This is a genomic window from Gammaproteobacteria bacterium, assembly GCA_011375345.1.
GTDB lineage: Bacteria > Pseudomonadota > Gammaproteobacteria > DRLM01 > DRLM01 > DRLM01.
Genome location: DRLM01000022.1, coordinates 1 through 17550, shown reverse-complemented (window position 1 = coordinate 17550; position 17550 = coordinate 1). Strand labels below are relative to the sequence as shown.

Here is a 17550-nt window from a genome sequence, read left to right as displayed (position 1 = left end):
GCCGGGGAGTGACGCATGCGACAGGCTAAAAAAATTCCCGCCGGCGTGCCGGCGATCAAGCAGCGCTTTTTGCTGCTCAACCGCGACCGGCTGCGCCGGGCGCAGGCCGCCATGCGCGATTGGCAGCGGGACTTTCTTGATCTGTTGCCGCTGTTGTTTCACGTCAACCATCCTATTTTGCCGGGCTTCGTCTCCAAGAACACGCCGCTTGGCGTGTCCGACTACAAGCCGTCCAAAAACGCCCTGCACGCCGCCAAGAAAATTGCCAAAAGCTTCGAATTCAAACGCAGCGCCATTTTACGTTATGACATCCATGCCCTGTATCTGATGGGCAGCAGCGGCACCGTGGCCTATTCCAGCAAAAGCGATTTTGACATCTGGTTGTGCTACCGCCCCGAGATTCCGCCGGAACGGGTGGAGGAACTGAAAAGAAAAGCGATGCTGATTGAGCAGTGGGCGGACGGTCTGGGTCTGGAGGTGCATTTTTTCCTGATCAACCCCCGCCAGTTCCGCCAGGGACGCCACGATGATCTGTCCTCGGAAAGCAGCGGCACGGCCCAGCATTATCTGTTGCTGGAAGAGTTTTACCGCACCAGTTTGCTGATCGCCGGGCGTTTTCCCGCGTGGTGGCTGGTGCCGCCGGACCCGCCGGGCAGTTATCAGGTTTACCTCCAAGGCCTGGTGGACCGGCGTTTTGTACTGGACAGCGAATTCGTGGATTTCGGCGACGTGTCCCGCATCCCCGCCGAGGAGTTTTTCGGCGCTGCCCTGTGGCAGTTGTTCAAAGGCATCGACTCACCCTACAAGTCGGTGCTCAAGCTGCTGCTGATGGAAGTGTATGCGGCCCAGTACCCCAAGGTGGACTTGCTGTGCCAGCGCTTCAAACGGGCCATTCACGAAGGCGAAACGGATCTGGATCAGCTCGATCCCTACATGATGTTGTACCGCGTGATCGAAGAGCATTTGCAGGCCCGGGGAGAGGAAGAGCGGCTGGAATTCGTGCGCCGCTGTTTCTATTTCAAAGTCAACGAAAAACTGGGCACGCCCGACACCCCGCGCATCATCACCTGGCGGCGCGAGCTGATGCGGGAGCTGACCGGTTCGTGGGGCTGGAACACTGTTTACATGGAAATGCTGGATTCGCGCCGCGACTGGAAAATCAACCGGGTGCTGCGTGAGCGCAAGGTGCTGGTGGATGAGCTGACCCACAGTTACCGCCGCCTGTCCGAGTTTGCCCGCCAGCAGGCGGGTCTGGCGGCCATCAATGAAAAAGACATGACGGTGCTGGGCCGCAAGTTGTATGCGGCCTTCGAACGCAAAGCGGGGAAGGTGGAAATCATCAACCGTGGCATTTCCGACGATTTGTGGGAGCCGCGCATGACCCTGCAGCAGGTGCGGGTGCGCGGCCTGCAGGAAGTGTGGGCCCTGTACCGCGGCAATGTGCCGGCGGCGGAGCTGGAACAGCATGAACCCCTCAAGCGCGCCCAAAGCGTGAGCGAACTGGTGGCCTGGTGTTATTTCAACGGCCTGGCGGATGATCGCACCGCGGTGGCGCTGCATGTGCAAAAAAGCGAAATCAGCTTGCGCGAGTTGCGGAACATGATGCACAGCCTGCAGCGCCTCTATCCCCTGCGCGAGGCCTTGCGGTCGCGGATCGAAGACCTCGAGCGCGCCGTGGAACTGGTGTCCATGGTCTTGTTTGTCAACGTGGGCGTTGATCCGCTCAAGAGCCAGGCGCGCGCCGGCACCCACCTGACCACCAACCGCACCGACGCACTGAGCTATAGCGGCTTGTGTGAGAATCTGGCTTTGACCTTCGACCAAGTGTCGTTGAATTCCTGGAGGGAAGTGCTGACGGCGCGCTATACCGCCATAGAGGGTTTGCTGGCCTGTGTGGCCGATTATCTGCGCTGGTCGCCCCCCAGCAGCGGCAAGGCGCCCGTTGCGCCGATGGTGCTGTGTTTTTCTTCAGCCCGGGGTGAGGCCATCGCGCGTCGCATCAAAGAATTATTCAGCGATATTGTGGCGTGTTTCTACGGCGGGTCGGACAATGAGATCAAGCGTTATGTATTGGGGGTGGAGCAGCACTACTACGTGCTCAGGCTGGTCAATGATGCCCTGGATTTTACCGACGTGGGTCCCTATCCTGAGTTGTTGGACTATCTGGCTGCGGGGCAGCAGGGCTTTGCCCCGGTGGTGATTGACCGCTACGCGCTCAAAGAGACCCTGCTGCCGCGGATTTACAAGATCAACCGGCCGGGTGTGATTCAACTGGTATTTAAAGCGGGGCGGGAGTCGGCCGAGGTGTATGTGGTGGATGAGCGGGGCGCCTTGTTCCTGCAGGAAGTGGAATTCCACGAGCGCAGCGCGCTGATCAATCACTTTTCCGTGTTTTTCCAGGCGGTGTTGAAACGCCAGCGCTACGAGATGCTGCTGGAGGAGGGTGCTACGCCGGCGCCTGAAGTGGAGTTTTACGAGGCAGTGCTGGATGCCCAGGGCCGCCGCAAGCTGGTGAAGCAGGCGGTGGCTGCCATGCCTGCCGGCGGCCACTATTTCAATGTCCAGGTCATCGGCGAACTGGGGGCCGACAGCAAACCCAATTTCACCATTTATTGCGATCACGTGGAGTTCAACAGCCTGGAGCACGGTGAGCAACTGTTCCACCAGGTTGCCGCCCATATCCTGCGCCAGCGGCGCAGCGGCCAGCGCTATCCCATTTACATCACCGACATCGATGTGCCGCGCCAGATGTTGGGCGTGGAACAGGGCGGCTACATCCAGACCGTCCATTTCCTCAACCACAAAAAGCGCATCGAGCAATGGCTCAACGAGGCGCTGGCGCGGGTGGTGCCGGCCCCTCAGGCGTCTTGAACGGTGCGGCCAGCAGCCGGCGCAGCCAGCGCGAGATATCCGCTATTTCCTCGTTGCACACGCCGTGGCCCATGGCGTAGGTGTGCCATTGCACCGGGTAGCCCAGGCGTTTGAGGTGCGTCTGCGTGGCTTCGCCTGCCGCCAGGGGGATGACGGTGTCCTGTTCTCCGTGAGCTATAAACAGCGGCACATCGCGGTTGGCCGGCGAGGCCTCCTGTTCCAGTGTCGCGGCCAGGGGCAGGTAGGTGGACAGCGCCAGCACGCCGGCCAAGGGCGCACCATAGCGCAGCGCCGTGTGCAGGGCGACGGCGCCGCCCTGGGAAAAGCCGGCCAGCACGATGCATTCGCTGGCGGTGCCGCGGGAGCGCTCCGCATCCACCAGGGCAGCGATGGCGGCACTGGAGGCCCGTATTCCGGCTTCGTCTTCCCGCCGGGGGCTGAAATCCACGATGTCATACCAGCCCCGCATCACCGCACCGCCGTTGAGGGTGATGGGCCGCAGCGGCGCATGGGGAAAGACAAAGCGCACCCCCAGGCTGGCGGGCAGGCGCAGCTCGGGAACGATGCCGGCGAAATCATGGCCGTCGGCGCCGAGGCCATGCAGCCAGATCACGCTGGCTTTTACCGGCCCGTCGGGATTGAGCTCCACGCAGGGCAACAGCGTTTCTGTCATTATCCGGTTCCTGATTTCAAGCACGGGTGGCGCGGAGGGTTTATACTCCACGTCCTTTGATTTGGGTGGGAATTGTAACCGTTGCCAGCGCCTGTACACGAGCGTCTCTCATTCCGGCTCCGGCCTTTGCTGTTGCTGATTGCTCTGGCCGTGGCGCTGGCCGGCTGCGGCCAGAAAGGGGCGCTGTATCTGCCGGACAAGGAAAAACCAGACACCGGACGCGTGGCGCGCTGAGCGCTGTCCCCCTTTTGGTTGATGCAGCCCTGAGATCATGGATCATTTCACCAGCAAAACCGGTGTGCTCCACGCCGAAGACGTGTCTCTCGCCGACATCGCCCGGCGTTATGGCACTCCCTGTTATGTGTATTCCCGCGCCACTATCGAGCGTCACTGGCGCGCCTTTGCCGAGGCCCTGGCCGGTCAGTCCCATCTTATTTGCTATTCGGTGAAGGCCAATTCCAATCTGGCGGTGCTGAACCTCCTGGCGCGGCTGGGCTCGGGCTTCGACATCGTTTCTGTCGGAGAATTGGAACGGGTGCTCAGAGCCGGGGGCGATCCCGCCAAAGTGGTGTTCTCCGGCGTGGGCAAGCGGCGCGATGAACTGGCGCGGGCGCTGGCGGTGGGCATTCAGTGCTTCAACGTGGAATCCGCCGCCGAGCTGCAGCGCCTGCACGAGGTGGCAATGGAGATGGGCCGGCGCGCGCCCGTCTCCCTGCGGGTCAATCCCGATGTGGACGCCGGGACCCACCCCTACATTTCCACCGGGCTGAAGGAAAACAAATTCGGCATACCCGTGGACCAGGCCCTGGCCCTTTACGCCGAGGCCGCCGCCCTGCCCCATATCGAACTTGTGGGCATGGATTGCCACATCGGTTCCCAGCTCACCAGTGTGCGGCCCTTTGTCGATGCCTTGCAGCGGGTGCTGGTGCTGGTGGATCGCCTGGCCGGGCAAGGCATCGCCCTGCGTCATCTGGACATCGGCGGGGGTCTGGGGATTCCCTACCGCGACGAGGTGCCGCCCAGCCCCGGGGAATACGCCCGGGCCGTGAAAGCCGCCCTGGCGGGCCGGGAACTGACCCTGTTCATCGAACCCGGCCGGGCCATCGCCGGCAACGCCGGGGTGTTGCTGACCCGGGTGGAATACCTCAAGCACGGTCCCGACAAAAACTTCGCCATCGTCGATGCCGGCATGAACGATTTGTTGCGCCCGGCGCTGTATCAGGCCTGGCAGGCCATCGTGCCCGTGATACCCCGTGACGGCACCGCCGAAACCTACGACATCGTCGGCCCCGTGTGCGAAACCGGCGACTTTCTGGGCAAAGACCGCGCGCTGGTGCTGGCCGAAGGGGACCTGCTGGCGGTGCGCTCCGCCGGCGCCTACGGCTTCACCATGAGTTCCACCTACAACTCCCGTCCCCGCCCGGCCGAAGTGATGGTGGACGGGGCCCAGGCCCACCTGGTGCGGGCGCGGGAGACGGTGGAGGGCTTGATGGCGGGGGAGCGGCTGTTGCCGGGGTGAGGCCGTCCGGGGTGCTTGGTGGCGAGAGTTTTAGATTGACTTAGTCCTAAACTTAGCTATTAACCCGGCAATTAGGATTGTCGGGTTAATAGCGCGGCACAGGGATGTGCCGCCATTGGCGCAAGTCAATGCGAGCCCGCGAAATACCAGCCATTTCGCACAATGGTGCCCGTATTTCGCGGGCGGCAATCAAACAGGTCAGGACGACCTGTTTGATTGCCGGGTTAATAACAGTGCCGGGGTGCCCGTTTGTTGGGAGCAAACCTGTGACCACCGTCAATATCCACGAAGCCAAAACCCAGCTTTCCCGGTTGCTGCAACGGGCTGTCAACGGGGAAGAGATCATCATCGCCAAGGCCGGCCGCGCCGTGGTCAAGCTGGTGCCTGTGGCTCGCGAGGCCGGTGGGCGGCGAGCGGGGATGGACCTCGGAAAAGTGCGCATCGCCGATGATTTCGATGCCCCTTTGCCGGAAGACGTGTTGCGCGATTTTGAATCGTGAAGCCGCGCTATGTGCTGGATACGCACTGTTGGCTGTGGTGGAACGCCGACCCGGACCGCCTGAGTGCTCAAGCGCGGGCACTGGTCGCTGACGGCAGCCACGATATTCTGCTGTCCGCCGCCAGCGCCTGGGAAATCGCCATCAAACACGCGCTGGGCAAACTGACGCTGCCGGAACCGCCCGCCCGCTGTGTGCCGAGCAGGTTGGACGCCAACCGCATCGCTGCGCTGCCGATTCAACTGCGGCACACCCTCGAAGTGTCCGCGATGCCGCAGCACCACCGCGATGCCTTCGACCGGTTGATCATCGCCCAGGCCCTGTGCGACGGCCGCACCGTCGTCACCGCCGACAGGCGGTTCGAGCGCTATGGCGTTCCCGTGCTGTGGGCCGTGAATTGAAACGGTTCGGTGGCCGCGCAACCGGAAGTTTTTATAGTGAACCGCATCCCCGAACCCGAGCTCATGAACGACCCCGCCCAGGCCGCCGCCTACGCGGCGGCGGATTTTGAGGCGCCCCACAATCACTTTATCGAGCTGTTCGCCGCCTGCTTTCCCGGTGAGCGCGTCACCGGCCGGGTGCTGGATCTGGGCTGCGGTCCCGGCGATATTGCCCTGCGTTTTGCCCGCGCCCATCCGGGCTGCGAGGTGGAGGGCGTGGATGGCGCGGTGGCCATGCTGGCCGCGGGCGAGGCCCGGCTGGCGGCCAGCGGTCTGGCCGGACGGGTGCGTTTGCGCCGTGCCTATCTTCCCGATGACAGCCTGCCGCGCGCCGCTTATCACACCGTCATCAGCAACAGCTTGCTGCACCATCTGCGCGACCCTTCAACACTGTGGCAGGCTGTGCGCCACGCCGCCGCGCCGGGGGCGGCTGTGTTGATCATGGATCTGCGGCGCCCCGATTCGCGTCCGCAGGCCGAGGCCCTGGTGGCTGACTACGCCGCCGGCGAGCCGCCGGTGTTGCAGCGGGATTTTTTTCATTCTTTGTTGGCGGCGTACCGGGTGGAGGAAGTGGTGGAGCAGTTGGCGGTGGCGGGTTTGCCCCTCGCCGTGGAGCAGGTGTCGGACCGGCACCTCTTGGTGCACGGGCGCATGCCTTAGACTGTTGAAATATGCTATTGGCTCCTGCTCCCTCGGGGGAAAATCAAAGCGTTGCACTTGATTTGTCCCCTCACCCCGCCCCTCTCCCCCAGGGAGAGGGAGTTTTTCAGCAAGCTGTCAAATGCTGCCGGCGAAGTCCTGCTGCCGCCAGGCTTCGTACAGCAACACGGCGGCGGCGTTGGACAAATTCAGGCTGCGGCTGTCCGGCAGCATGGGAATGCGCAGTATCTGCTGTGCGGGCCAGCGGTCCAGCAGCGCCGCCGGCAGGCCGCGGGTTTCCGGGCCGAACACGAAACCGTCGTCGGGGCGGAAATCCACCTGATGATAATGCCGGCGGCCGCGGGTGGAGACGGCGAACAGGCGCGCCGGCGCTGCCGCCTGGAAAGCCTCCCAGCTGTCGTGCACCTGCAGGCGCGCGTATTCATGGTAATCCAGGCCGGCCCGGCGCAGGCGGCGGTCGTCCAGTTCGAAACCCAGCGGCCGGATCAGATGCAAAACCGCGCCACAGTTGGCGCACAGGCGGATGACGTTGCCGGTGTTGGGGGGGATTTCCGGTTGATAGAGCACAAGGTTGAACATGGGCAGGAGTCCGTGGGGGAAAGAAAAGCGGGCGTGCCGGTGATTACAATTTTCTTTCGATCATGTACTCGATCATTTCCTGCAAAAACATACGGTGCGGTGAGGGGGGGATCCAGCGCAATCGGTTGTCAAATATTTTCTTTGCCCGCAGGGTCAGCCGCCGGGCCACGTCGATGGCAAAGTCGATAGAGCCCAGGGCCTGCATGGTGTCGTAGACGAAACGCAGCTCCTCCTGGGTTTTTTCCGACCGGGCTTTGGCGTAGATGGCGAGCAGGCGGCGGCGCCCGGCGGCGCTGGCGCTGCCCATGGCGTGGACGACCATAAGGGTTCTTTTCCCTTCCGCCAGGTCGCCGCCGATCTCCTTGCCGTACAGGTGTTCTTCGGCGGTGAGGTTGAGCACATCGTCCTGGATTTGAAAGGCGGCGCCCACTTTGAAGCCAAAGGCGTTGAACTGGCTGAGTTCCCTGGGATGGAGCTTGGCAATGAGCGCGCCCACGCGCAGGGGGGCGATGCAGGTGTACCAGCAGGTTTTTTTGTAGCACATGAGCAGGTAGTCGCGCAGGCGTACATCCGGTGTGTTGCTGTACACCCAATCCAGTTCGATGGACTGCCCTTCGGTGGATTCCCGGGCCATGCGTTCCACATCGCGGATGATGGTGAGGGCCCGTTCCGGCCCCAGCGTTTCGACGTTGTGCAGCAGGGTGCGCAAGGCCAGCATGTTGAGGCCGTCACCCACGTTGGTGGCGATGGGGACGCCGTATTTGGCGTGCAGGGTGGGTTGGCCGCGGCGTTGTTCGGAGTGGTCTTCGATATCGTCGTGGATCAGAAAGGCGTTGTGGAACATTTCCAGCGCGGCGGCGGTGTCCAGGCCGTCCTCCAGGCGCCCGCCGCAGGCCTGGCACATGGATAAACATAAAGCCGGACGCAGGCCTTTGCCTTCCCGCAGAGGGTATTCCAGCATGGGGCCGTAGAGGGTGCGCTGGTAGCGGTTTTTGGGGACGAGCCGGTCGATGCGCGCCAGCACCAGGTCGCGGTAATAGGCCAGGGTGGCGAAGAAATGGTCGGTGGCGTTTTTGGGCCGCGCCCTTTTTTCCTTGGCCTTCATGCCCGGCATGGTTTGCGCCTTCGGGATTTCAGTGGCTGGAGGCCCGGCGCTCGCGCACCATGCGGTCCAGGGTGTGTTGCATCAGCGTGGTGACTTGATCAAAGCACCCTCGCACGGCGTCCCGGTCCCGGGCGGCTGCGGGGCCCAATCCGGGAAAGGTGATGGGGGCGCCGATTTCAATCTCTATTTTGGCGGGGAAGGGAATGATGTACGGGGTGCCCACGGTCAAACCCCAGGGCAGGCTTAAGCTGATGGGCAGGCGTTCGATGCCCAGTTTGTCCAGGCCCAGCTTTTGCGCCAGCTCGCGGCCGTTGTCCAAGACCATCAAGGTGTCGTGCCCGCCGGTGGTCACCACCGGCACAATGGGCGCGCCGTAACGCAGCGCCAGTTTGATAAAGCCGGTGTTGCCGCCGAACAGAATTTCATTGCGGCGGTAATAGGGCTTGTAGGCGTCATCACCACCGCCGGGATAGAGCAGCAGGGGCCAGCCCTTTTCCAATACCGCCATGGCCATTTTGGGGTGGGCGCTGACGCAGCCCAGCTTCATGGCGTGCACGTTCAAATAAGGGATGGTGAAAATGCCCGGGTGAACCATGGCGTACACCGGGCGCTCCGGTCCTTGATCCATAAACCAGGCGTGGGCGGTCATGCCGGTGTCCGCGGTGGTGATGCCGCCGTTGTGATTGCCGATGAGCAGCATGGGGCCGTCGGCGGGGATGTGTTCGAAACCGCGCGCCCGCACCCGGAAATAATAACGGTAAGCAGGTTCCTGCAAAGGCATGAACGCGCGCACGTAGTCGGGATCGCGGCGCCCGACCGACAGGCCGTCGTACAGGGTGGGGTCTTCGGTGTAAACGCTGGGCAGTATCAGCGACATGGCGGGCTTCGGCCGGCTGGGCTGTGGCGGGTAGTGTACCAACAAAGTGCGGGTTTGACAGAGCCCGAGCGGGCAGGGTGCGGCGGGGTTGGTCAGGGCTGAGATGTGCGCGGCTTCACGGTCCCGACAGCACGACTATGCGGCCGCCGGGAGCGCGCAGATTCAGGGGGGCGAGGTGGCGGCAGCTGAGTTGTTCCAGCTTGAGGGTGGCCAGGGTGGGCTCCGCTGCGGTGAGGTGGACACAAGGGGCTGCCAGGATAACGGGAGTCAGCTTCCTTGGCCAGCCCGGGCGCGCTGTTGCGCCGCCAGCGTCAAGAGGCGGTGGTAGGCGTACTCCGTCACCATCATATGCCAGCGCAGGTCGCGCACCACGTCGCTGGTGTAGCCCAGCCAGTGGGTGAACTTCATGGGCGCCCAGTAGCGGAACTGATCGTCGCCGGTCAGGTTGGCCAGGGTGGCCAGCAAGGGTTCGTCCAGTTGCAGGGAGGTGATGGCCCGCTCGATTTCCTTGTCGGTGAGGAACAGCCCCAGAAACACGATCATGATGTAGATGCCGGTGTCCAGGTCGAAATTCACCAGACGCCGGCGCCGGGGTTCCACGTCGATGGGGCCGATGTAGAGCGGCGAAAAATCGATGGCATCCAAGGGCAGTGGCGCCTTGATCCGGGCCTGGTCCGAGTACCCCAGATCCAGCATCAGATTGTAGATGTTGATGTCGTGGGATTTAATGGCATTGCGGCCGTCCACGCTGCCCAGCTCCGCCACCCGCAAGGGGCGCAGGCTGACTTCCTGCACGTCGTCGGCGCCGGCATTGCGGGCCACGAAGTTGATCAGGCTGGTTTCGATGTGGAAATGGCGCAGGATGTAGTCCAGCGCCTCGGGGGAAATCATCCGGCCCATGAACCACACGCCGAGGCGGTTGAGCAGGGCCTCGGAGCCGAGGTCGAAGGGCATGATGCGTTTGATGGACAAGATGACGATGAGTGACAGCCGCACCAGCAGGCGCAGGCTGGGGAGCAGGTGGCGCCGCCAGCCCCGTTGCAGATCGCGGATTTGTTTTTCGAGGCTTGCCTTGTCAACATGGATGTGGGGTGTGACCAGGAAGGCGTCGTAGATGGAAGGGTCGGCGCGGTCGCGGCGCGCTTTGGCGGCCGCGATGATGTTGTCGGTGGTGTCGGGTTTGGTCTCGTCCATGGGCGCTGCCGGGCTCAGATATTGCCCAGTTCCTCCAGTTGCAACACATAGAGCCGCCCGACGACTTTTGCCGTGCGCACCAGGCGGGGCGCCATCTCGGCACTGACGAAGGGCGAGGCCAGCACTTTCACCAGATTGTCGTAGTGGCTGTCGTCGTTTTCCCCATGGTAATGCAAAAAGCTCACCTGCTCCTGGGACAGGCCCAAGGTGTCCATCAGGGCGCGGGCCCAGGGACCGGCCTTGGTGGCGCCCAAACCCTCGATGATGAAGGTGGCGCCGAACACGTGCACCGGGTTGGGCTGGGAACCCTGGTGCATGATATAGGACGACAGCGCTTCCGATCCGATGTTTTGCGGATAACACCGTATGTCGTCCAGTGCGCCCCCCACGGCCACGTAGTTTTGCTCCAGCAGGGCGAAGTCGCGGTGTTCCTGGGCGGCGTGTCTGATCAAGGCATCCCGCAGTGGCAGGTGGCGGTCGTTCATGCTGGAGGCGGCGCGGGTGATCCAGCGGGCGCCGTCCTTGACTTGCTGGCGCATGTTGAGCAGGTAGAGCTTGTAATCGTCCAGGGTGACGCTGCCGTCTTCGAATTTTTTCACGATAGGAGTGGCCGCGAGGCGGGGCTCGAACTGGCACCACACCTCCGCCAGGGCCAGCCCCAGCCATTCCGCCACCGGCAGGTCCGTATGGGCCAGGCGGTCGCCCAGGGGCGAGCATCGATACAGCTCTTCCACCGGCCGGCTGGGCCGGAGGCGGGGCAGTGGCAGCGAGGTCGGGGTCATGGCTGGGCTCCTTCCCTGGTGTTGGCTTCAGGCGGCGATGGCGCTGAGCTGGCAGTAAGATACTGAGAACCGGCCCGATTCGGGGATCATCAGCAATATTTTGTCTCCGGCCTGGAAGCGGCCCTCACGATAGGCTTCATCGAGCATGATGTAAATACTGGCCGCTCCCGTGTTGCCCTTGGTGCGCAAGTTGGTGAACCACTTCTCCAGGGGGATGCCCAGGTCCGCTGCGGCCAGTTGCTCATGGAGCTGGTGCTGGAAAAAATACGAGGACAGATGGGGCAGGAAATGATCAATCTGCGCCACATCCAGCTTTCCCTGGTCACGCAACAAGCCGGCCGCACGCACCACCACGGGCACGATGTGCTGCCCCAGCAGTTTCACATCCTGGCGCAGCAGCAGTTTGCCTTTTGCTTCCGCCGCCGCCACAGTGGGTTCGGACAACCAGGTGTTTTCCACGCGGAGGTTGCGGGCGGTGTCGGCGCCCAGGTACATGCAGGTGTCCAGTTCGTGGGCAAAGGAGTAATTGTCCAGCCAGTCGATGCGTAAGGACAGGCCGCCGGGGACGGGGGCGTTGGCCAGCACCGCGGCGCCAGCGCCGTCGGAGAGCATCCAGCGCAGAAAATCCGCGTTGAAATAGTGGAACGAGTCGTCCGTCCCGCTCCGCTGCGGCGCCAGTTCGCTTTCTTTTTCGAAGCGGCTGCCGGTCATGATGGCGGAGGCGCGCTCCGTGGCGCAGGCCACCGCCAGGGCATGCTGGCCGGCCTTGACCGCCAGGCGCGCCCCTTGCAGGGCCGCCGCCCCGGCGCCGCAGATGCCGCCGCAGGAGAGGATTTCCAGGGGCCGGCCGCCCAGCCGCCCGTGGACCAGGGAGGCGATGCCGGGGAGCAGCAAATCGGTGTTGAGGGAGGTGGCCACCGCCAGCATGCCGATGTCTTCCAGCGCCAGGTGCCGCCAGGCCAGGGCGGCGCGGATCGCTGCCGCGGCCATTTCATCGCTCAGGTGGGTGGGGCGCCCCTGCCGGTCCAGGGCGTAGTGGCGCTGCCGGATACCGTTGGCGGCCAGGATGCGGCGCCGGTAGCGGCTGGGTTTGCCCGCCACCCGGCCGAGAATGTCTTCCATCTCCTCGTTGCCGACGGGAGGACCGGGCAGAAAGGTGCCGGTGCTGATGAGGTAGACGTCTTGGGCTGCGCCGTCCATGTGTCACTCCAGGACCGATTATCCGGGCGCCCTGTGTCCGGCGCGGCGGTGTGTTGTGAGCGGGATATCGCACGCCTTGATGGCTGCGGTGCGTGTGGTGGTTGCGGGCGTGCCGGGTCAGGGAAGCGGAACCCCTGTCGCCTGAGCGTCTCGCCCACTTTGGATGCCAATGATGACCAATGCCAGGCTGATAAATCAAGTCATGGATCCACGGTGGTTATTGCGGTGATTGTTTAATATGCTGGGTCTTCGTTAGGAACGGGCAGCAGGGGGAGTGTGATGAAAACGGCAGGCGCGTTTGCGATGGCGGTTGTGTTGTGGCTGGGTACGGCGCAGGCCCGGGACGAGCTGGGCGCCGATGCCGCCGCTTCTCCGGCACACCCGGACCCTGAGGGGATAAAAGTACTGACGCCGGATGGCCGCGCGGTATTGTTGAAAGGCGACCACACCTGGATTTATCTTGAAGACGAGCCGGCAAGCACGGAAGGGGCCGCCGTGATGGCGGTGGCCAACGTCCAGGATGCCACCCGGGCGTGCAAGATCGGCTTTCGGCTGACCAATAATCTGGGCTACCAGATCAGGAGCCTGGTGCCCAGTTTCTCCGCTTACACCGCCGGCGGTGTGCGCTACGAAACCGTGTCAAAATCCTTTCATTCCATCAAACCCACCCGCGACCAATATCAGCAGATACGTTTTAACGGCATCCAGTGCGACGATATCGAATACGTGCTTGTCCACGGCGCTGACCGGTGCAATATGGGGGTGATCGACAAGTTCAACGAAGAACAGGGGGAATGCCTGAGCCTGATTACCGTGTTGCCCAGCACGCTGATCAAGGTCACAAAATAGAAAAAGCCGCGCCGGTTTTGCAGCCGGTTCATCCCACACCCGGCAGGCTCCTACGCCTCCATGACCACTTTCATTTTCTTGATGGCGGCCTGTTCAATCTGCCGGATGCGCTCCGCCGAGACACCATAGTGTTCGGCCAGCTCGTGCAGGGTCGCCTTGGGTTCGGCCAGCCAGCGTTTTTGTACGATGTCGCGGCTGCGGGGATCCAAGTCCTGCAAGGCGCGGGACAAACACTCGCGGTGGCGGTTTTGCCATTCATTTTCTTCTGCCGACTGGGCCGGGTCCGGCTGGGTATCGGCCGCCAGGTAGGCGATGGGGGCCATTTTGGGGTTGTCATCGCCTGGGTCCGCGCTGCCTTCCAGGGGGGTGTCGACGCCGCTCATGCGCGCTTCCATTTCCAGTACGGTTTCCGGGCTCACACCCAGATCCTGGGCTACCTTCTGCACTTCTTCGTGGGTGAACCAGCCCAGGCGTTTTTTGGCGCTGCGCAGATTAAAGAACAGTTTCCGCTGGGCTTTGGTGGTGGCCACTTTGACAATGCGCCAGTTGCGCAGGATGAATTCGTGCATTTCCGCCCGCACCCAGTGCACGGCAAAGGATACCAGGCGCACATTCATCTCCGGATCAAAGCGTTTGACGGCCTTCATCAGGCCGATATTGCCTTCCTGGATCAGGTCCGCCTGTTGCAGGCCATAACCGTCGTAACCGCGGGCGATGCGGACCACGAAGCGCAGGTGGGACAGGACCAGCCGGCGCGCCGCATCCAGATCGTTGTGCTGGCGGAAGCGCCGGGCCAGCCGTTTTTCCTCTGCGGCGCTCAGCATGGGAATCTGGTTCACGGCCTGGGTGTAGGCCTCCAGGCTGCCCAGGGGCAAGGTCGCCAGGGGTGTGGGGGAACGTGTCATAGCGGGTAAACCTCCCTTTCAAAACAGGATGGGCGCGGGATGGTTGCGTTTGTTGTATCGCCCGACCTGCGCATAATGTTAGCACTCACTGCATGAGAGTGCTAAGAGGGGGATAAGTTCCGCAGCGGCCATGATGCCGTGGTTGTCGCAGAGTCCCCTGCCGGCGGCAGGGGCGCGGCATCAGGCGGGCTCGATGTCCCGCAGATGACGCGCCACCGCCAGCCAGGCGCCCAGCAGGCCCAGACCGGCCCCACTCAGCAGCACGGCGGCGGCAGTGCCGGGCAGCAGCAGGGAAAGGCTGAAATGACTGTGGTAGAGCGCGGCCAGCTGTTGCGTTGGTCCCGCCAGGGCCCACAGCAGGCCATTGACCAGGATCAGGGCGATGCCGCTGCCTGCCAGGCCGTACCAGATGCCGCCGTACAGAAAGGGGCGGCGGATATAGCCGTCGGTGGCGCCGATGAGTTTGGTGACCACGATTTCCTGACGCCTGTTTTCCACCGCCAGGCGGATGGTGTTGCCGACGATGATCAGCACCGCCACCCCCAGCATCGCCGCCAGCACCAAAACGGCCCGTTGTCCCAGCGCCAGCAGGGCTTGCAGCCGCGCCAGCCAGTCCAGATCCAGCACGGTGGACTCTACCTGGGGCAAGGCCGCGAGTTTTTGCTGCAATTGCTTCATCGGCCGGGCCTGGGCCTGGTCCTCGTGGGGGTGGACCAGCAGCACGGCGGGAAGGGGGTTTTCGTCCAACATGGCCAGCACATTGTCCATTCCCCCCATTTGTTTGAATTCCGCCAGTGCTTGTGCGGGGGAGATGTAGTCCACCGTCGCCACTTCGGGCAGGGCCCGGATATCAGTAATGAGTGATTCGGCGGCCCGTGTGGAGACGTTTTCATTCAGAAAGAGGGATATCTGCGCCACCTGCCGTTCCCATCCGCCGCTGAGGGTTTGCAGGTTTTCCAAAATGGCGTAAAACCCCGCGGGCAGCGCCAGGGCCACGCCGATGACGGTGGCGGTGAGCAGGGTGGACCAGGGCGTGCGCAGCAGTTGCGCCAGGCTGCCCCGCAGGGCATCGCCGTGGGCCGCCAGATGCTGGACCAGGCTGGGAATCAAACCGCGCCGGCGCCGCAGGCGCGGGGCCCGTTGCAGGTTGGCCGGGCGGGCGGTGTGGCCGGCCTGCGCCGCTCCTGCGGCCCCCTTGGCGTGGCGCCGTTTCATGCCGCGTTGCCACCCCGGATCAGGCGGCCGCGATGCAGGGTCAGCACGCGGTGGGGCAGGCGGTCGATGAGGTCCAGGTCGTGGCTGGCGATCAGCACCGTCACCCCCACCCGGTTGAAGTCCTCGAACATGCTCATGATTTCCCGGGACAGCTGGGGGTCCAGGTTGCCGGTGGGCTCGTCCGCCAGCAGCAGCAGGGGCCGGTGTACCACGGCGCGGGCGATGCCCACGCGCTGTTGTTCACCGCCGGACAGTTCGACGGGGTAGTATTTTTCTTTGTCCAGCAGCCCCACTTTGTCCAGCGCCGCCCGCACTCGGCGGCCGATTTCGCGGCGCTCGAAATCGCCGGTGGATATCAGCGGCAGGGCCACGTTGTCGTACACATTGTGTTCCGGCAGCAGGCGGTAGTCCTGGAAAATCATACCGATGCGGCGGCGGTGATACGGTATCTGGCGGCGCGACACCCGCGCCAGGTCCAGACCGTTGACACAGGCCTGGCCACTGCTGACGCGCTCTACCAGGGCGATGAGTTTCAGCAGCGTGCTTTTTCCCGCGCCGGAATGGCCGGTGAGAAATGCCATTTCGCCGCGCCCCAGCGTGAGGCTGACGTCGCTGAGGGCTTCGTGGCCGCTGGGGTAGCGTTTGCCGACGTGGTGGAATTCGATCATGAACGGCCGCCGTCCCTTAGCCGTTTTCCCCGCCGCCAAACAAGGCCCCGACAAAGTCCTCCGCCGAGAAGGGGCGCAAGTCCGCTATCCCCTCCCCCACGCCGATGTAGCGGATGGGCAGGCCGGTCTCCTTGGCGATGGCGAACACAATGCCGCCCCTGGCGGTGCCGTCCAGCTTGGTGAGAACGATGCCGGTGAGGCCCACGGCCTCGTTAAACTGGCGGGCCTGGTTGAGGGCGTTCTGGCCGGTACCGGCGTCGATGACCAGCAAGACTTCATGGGGCGCGCGGGGTTCGTGTCTGGCCATCACCCGTTTGATTTTTTTCAGCTCTTCCATCAGGTTGGACTGGGTGTGCAGGCGGCCCGCGGTGTCGGCGATCAAGACGTCGATGTTGCGCGCCGCCGCCGACTGCATGGCATCGAACACCACCGAGGCGGGGTCGGCGGCACGGCCCTGGGCCACCACGGGTACGCCATTTTGCCTGCCCCAGCTTTGCAGTTGTTCCACCGCCGCGGCACGGAAGGTATCGCCGGCGGCCAGCATCACCGAACGCCCTTCGTTTTGCAGACGCCTGGCCAGTTTGCCGATGGTGGTGGTTTTGCCCACACCGTTGACGCCCACCATGAGGATGACAAAGGGCTTTGCCCCGGGGTCAATGCAAAGCGGCTGCTCGCAGGGGCGCAAAATGGCCAGCATATCTTCCCGCATGGCGCCCAGCAGGGTGTCGGCATCGGCCGCTTGTTTGCGCTGCAAGCGGGCCGTGAGACCGGCCATGATGCTCTGGGTGGCGGCCATGCCCACGTCGGCGGTGAGCAGACGGGTTTCCAGCTCTTCCAGCAGCTCGTCATCCACGGCGGTGCCGCTCACCAGGGCACCCAGGCCGGCGGTGAGGCGGCTGCGGGTTTTTTGCAGACCGCTTTTCAGGCGGCCGAACAGACCCGGCCGCGCATCCTCGGTTGCGGCGCGCTTCTCTTTGGAACCAAACATGACTTAAACCATCATAGGACAGCGGGAGGCGGTTTGAACGCCGGGGTGGGTTCACCGCCCGGGTTTCGGCTATCCTACCATCTTCGTTTCCGACCTGGAATTTGCGGGGGCCGGCCCGGATCGTGCCCTGGCGTCGGCCAACAAGGAAAAAGGACTCATGCGCCAACGAACACCTGTGCTCTTTATTTGTGTGCTCGCGCCGCTGCTGGCCTGGGGGGACGCGGCCAAGGTCAGTGAGTTCATGCTGGACAACGGCATGAAAATCGTCGTCAAGGAGGACCACCGCTCGCCGGTGATGGTCTCCCAGCTTTGGTACAAAGTGGGCTCCAGCTATGAGCACGACGGCATCACCGGCGTGTCCCATGTGCTGGAACACATGATGTTCAAGGGCACCGCCAAGCTGGGGCCCAACGAGTTTTCGCGCATCATTGCCGAAAACGGCGGTCGGGAAAACGCTTTCACCGGGCGCGACTACACGGCTTATTTTCAGCAGATGGAAAAAAGCCGCCTGGAAGTGAGCTTTGAGCT

19 protein-coding genes are annotated in these 17550 nt (G+C 63.4%); 8 read left to right on the top strand and 11 right to left on the bottom strand.

Features of this window, described 5'->3' with window-relative positions; genetic code table 11:
* Positions 1-15: 15 nt before the first annotated feature.
* Entirely contained in the window at positions 16-2871 is a 2856-nt protein-coding gene (locus tag ENJ19_02045) for a class I adenylate cyclase (GenBank protein ID HHM04510.1), read from the top strand.
* On the opposite strand, the gene ENJ19_02040 is transcribed toward ENJ19_02045, so the two are convergent.
* Entirely contained in the window at positions 2825-3544 is a 720-nt protein-coding gene (locus ENJ19_02040) for a carboxylesterase (protein ID HHM04509.1), read from the bottom strand. The genes ENJ19_02045 and ENJ19_02040 overlap by 47 nt on opposite strands.
* 126 nt (positions 3545-3670) lie before the next feature.
* On the opposite strand from ENJ19_02040, the gene ENJ19_02035 reads away from it, so the two are divergent.
* The 5 genes from ENJ19_02035 to ENJ19_02015 all read left to right on the top strand — a co-directional run bounded on the left by ENJ19_02035 (position 3671) and on the right by ENJ19_02015 (position 6660).
* Positions 3671-3778 carry a hypothetical protein gene (locus tag ENJ19_02035; GenBank protein ID HHM04508.1) on the top strand — a complete coding sequence of 36 codons (108 nt, stop codon included), beginning with the start codon at positions 3671-3673 and terminating at the stop codon, positions 3776-3778.
* A gap of 37 nt (positions 3779-3815) precedes the next feature.
* Complete coding sequence (gene lysA, locus ENJ19_02030) at positions 3816-5063, top strand: diaminopimelate decarboxylase (GenBank protein HHM04507.1); 1248 nt, start codon at positions 3816-3818, stop codon at positions 5061-5063.
* A 266-nt stretch (positions 5064-5329) separates the two neighbouring features.
* Positions 5330-5563, top strand: coding sequence for a type II toxin-antitoxin system Phd/YefM family antitoxin (locus ENJ19_02025; GenBank protein ID HHM04506.1), 234 nt, complete (start codon positions 5330-5332; stop codon positions 5561-5563).
* Positions 5560-5961 (top strand): type II toxin-antitoxin system VapC family toxin, encoded by a 402-nt coding sequence (locus ENJ19_02020; GenBank protein HHM04505.1) that lies wholly within the window; start codon positions 5560-5562, stop codon positions 5959-5961. Before ENJ19_02025 ends, ENJ19_02020 begins: the two co-directional genes overlap by 4 nt.
* Positions 5962-5994: 33 nt before the next feature.
* Positions 5995-6660: a methyltransferase domain-containing protein gene (locus tag ENJ19_02015; GenBank protein HHM04504.1), complete on the top strand. Its 666-nt coding sequence runs from the start codon at positions 5995-5997 to the stop codon at positions 6658-6660.
* Positions 6661-6777: 117 nt separating this feature from the next.
* On the opposite strand, the gene trmL is transcribed toward ENJ19_02015, so the two are convergent.
* The 6 genes from trmL to ENJ19_01985 form a co-directional block, all read right to left on the bottom strand.
* Entirely contained in the window at positions 6778-7239 is a 462-nt protein-coding gene (trmL, locus tag ENJ19_02010; protein HHM04503.1) for a tRNA (uridine(34)/cytosine(34)/5-carboxymethylaminomethyluridine(34)-2'-O)-methyltransferase TrmL, read from the bottom strand.
* A gap of 43 nt (positions 7240-7282) precedes the next feature.
* Positions 7283-8344, bottom strand: coding sequence for a polyprenyl synthetase family protein (locus ENJ19_02005; GenBank protein HHM04502.1), 1062 nt, complete (start codon positions 8342-8344; stop codon positions 7283-7285).
* A 28-nt stretch (positions 8345-8372) separates the two neighbouring features.
* Positions 8373-9221, bottom strand: a complete 849-nt coding sequence (locus tag ENJ19_02000) for an acyltransferase family protein (GenBank protein ID HHM04501.1) — start codon at positions 9219-9221, stop codon at positions 8373-8375.
* Between the two features lie 267 nt (positions 9222-9488).
* Positions 9489-10415: a hypothetical protein gene (locus tag ENJ19_01995; GenBank protein HHM04500.1), complete on the bottom strand. Its 927-nt coding sequence runs from the start codon at positions 10413-10415 to the stop codon at positions 9489-9491.
* A 14-nt stretch (positions 10416-10429) separates the two neighbouring features.
* Entirely contained in the window at positions 10430-11110 is a 681-nt protein-coding gene (locus ENJ19_01990; GenBank protein HHM04499.1) for a 3-oxoacyl-ACP synthase, read from the bottom strand.
* Between the two features lie 114 nt (positions 11111-11224).
* Positions 11225-12397: a 3-oxoacyl-ACP synthase gene (locus ENJ19_01985; protein HHM04498.1), complete on the bottom strand. Its 1173-nt coding sequence runs from the start codon at positions 12395-12397 to the stop codon at positions 11225-11227.
* Between the two features lie 303 nt (positions 12398-12700).
* Here ENJ19_01985 and ENJ19_01980 point away from each other — a divergent pair, with 303 nt between their 5' ends.
* Positions 12701-13246, top strand: coding sequence for a hypothetical protein (locus ENJ19_01980; protein ID HHM04497.1), 546 nt, complete (start codon positions 12701-12703; stop codon positions 13244-13246).
* Positions 13247-13296: 50 nt separating this feature from the next.
* On the opposite strand, the gene rpoH is transcribed toward ENJ19_01980, so the two are convergent.
* The 4 genes from rpoH to ftsY form a co-directional block, all read right to left on the bottom strand.
* Positions 13297-14151, bottom strand: coding sequence for an RNA polymerase sigma factor RpoH (gene rpoH / locus ENJ19_01975; protein HHM04496.1), 855 nt, complete (start codon positions 14149-14151; stop codon positions 13297-13299).
* 180 nt (positions 14152-14331) lie between these two features.
* Positions 14332-15366 carry an ABC transporter permease gene (locus ENJ19_01970; protein ID HHM04495.1) on the bottom strand — a complete coding sequence of 345 codons (1035 nt, stop codon included), beginning with the start codon at positions 15364-15366 and terminating at the stop codon, positions 14332-14334.
* On the bottom strand, positions 15363-16034 hold the full coding sequence (ftsE, locus tag ENJ19_01965) for a cell division ATP-binding protein FtsE (protein ID HHM04494.1): 672 nt from the start codon (positions 16032-16034) through the stop codon (positions 15363-15365). Before ftsE ends, ENJ19_01970 begins: the two co-directional genes overlap by 4 nt.
* Before the next feature lie 16 nt (positions 16035-16050).
* The gene (gene ftsY, locus ENJ19_01960) at positions 16051-17022 is read right to left on the bottom strand and encodes a signal recognition particle-docking protein FtsY (protein HHM04493.1); all 972 of its coding nucleotides are present in this window, start codon (positions 17020-17022) and stop codon (positions 16051-16053) included.
* Between the two features lie 157 nt (positions 17023-17179).
* Between ftsY and ENJ19_01955 the strand changes: the two genes are divergently transcribed.
* The coding region (locus ENJ19_01955; GenBank protein HHM04492.1) for an insulinase family protein at positions 17180-17550 on the top strand (371 nt) is incomplete at its 3' end.

Coding starts and splice junctions, on each gene's coding strand:
- ENJ19_02040 (HHM04509.1), bottom strand. CDS start 3,544: ATGACAGAAACGCTGTTGCCCTGCGTGGAGCTCAATCCCGACGGGCCG.
- ENJ19_01985 (HHM04498.1), bottom strand. CDS start 12,397: ATGGACGGCGCAGCCCAAGACGTCTACCTCATCAGCACCGGCACCTTT.
- ftsY (HHM04493.1), bottom strand. CDS start 17,022: ATGTTTGGTTCCAAAGAGAAGCGCGCCGCAACCGAGGATGCGCGGCCG.
- ENJ19_01970 (HHM04495.1), bottom strand. CDS start 15,366: ATGAAACGGCGCCACGCCAAGGGGGCCGCAGGAGCGGCGCAGGCCGGC.
- ftsE (HHM04494.1), bottom strand. CDS start 16,034: ATGATCGAATTCCACCACGTCGGCAAACGCTACCCCAGCGGCCACGAA.
- ENJ19_01980 (HHM04497.1), top strand. CDS start 12,701: ATGGCGGTTGTGTTGTGGCTGGGTACGGCGCAGGCCCGGGACGAGCTG.
- ENJ19_02000 (HHM04501.1), bottom strand. CDS start 9,221: ATGTCGCTGATACTGCCCAGCGTTTACACCGAAGACCCCACCCTGTAC.
- ENJ19_02045 (HHM04510.1), top strand. CDS start 16: ATGCGACAGGCTAAAAAAATTCCCGCCGGCGTGCCGGCGATCAAGCAG.
- rpoH (HHM04496.1), bottom strand. CDS start 14,151: ATGACACGTTCCCCCACACCCCTGGCGACCTTGCCCCTGGGCAGCCTG.
- trmL (HHM04503.1), bottom strand. CDS start 7,239: ATGTTCAACCTTGTGCTCTATCAACCGGAAATCCCCCCCAACACCGGC.
- ENJ19_01995 (HHM04500.1), bottom strand. CDS start 10,415: ATGGACGAGACCAAACCCGACACCACCGACAACATCATCGCGGCCGCC.
- ENJ19_02005 (HHM04502.1), bottom strand. CDS start 8,344: ATGAAGGCCAAGGAAAAAAGGGCGCGGCCCAAAAACGCCACCGACCAT.
- lysA (HHM04507.1), top strand. CDS start 3,816: ATGGATCATTTCACCAGCAAAACCGGTGTGCTCCACGCCGAAGACGTG.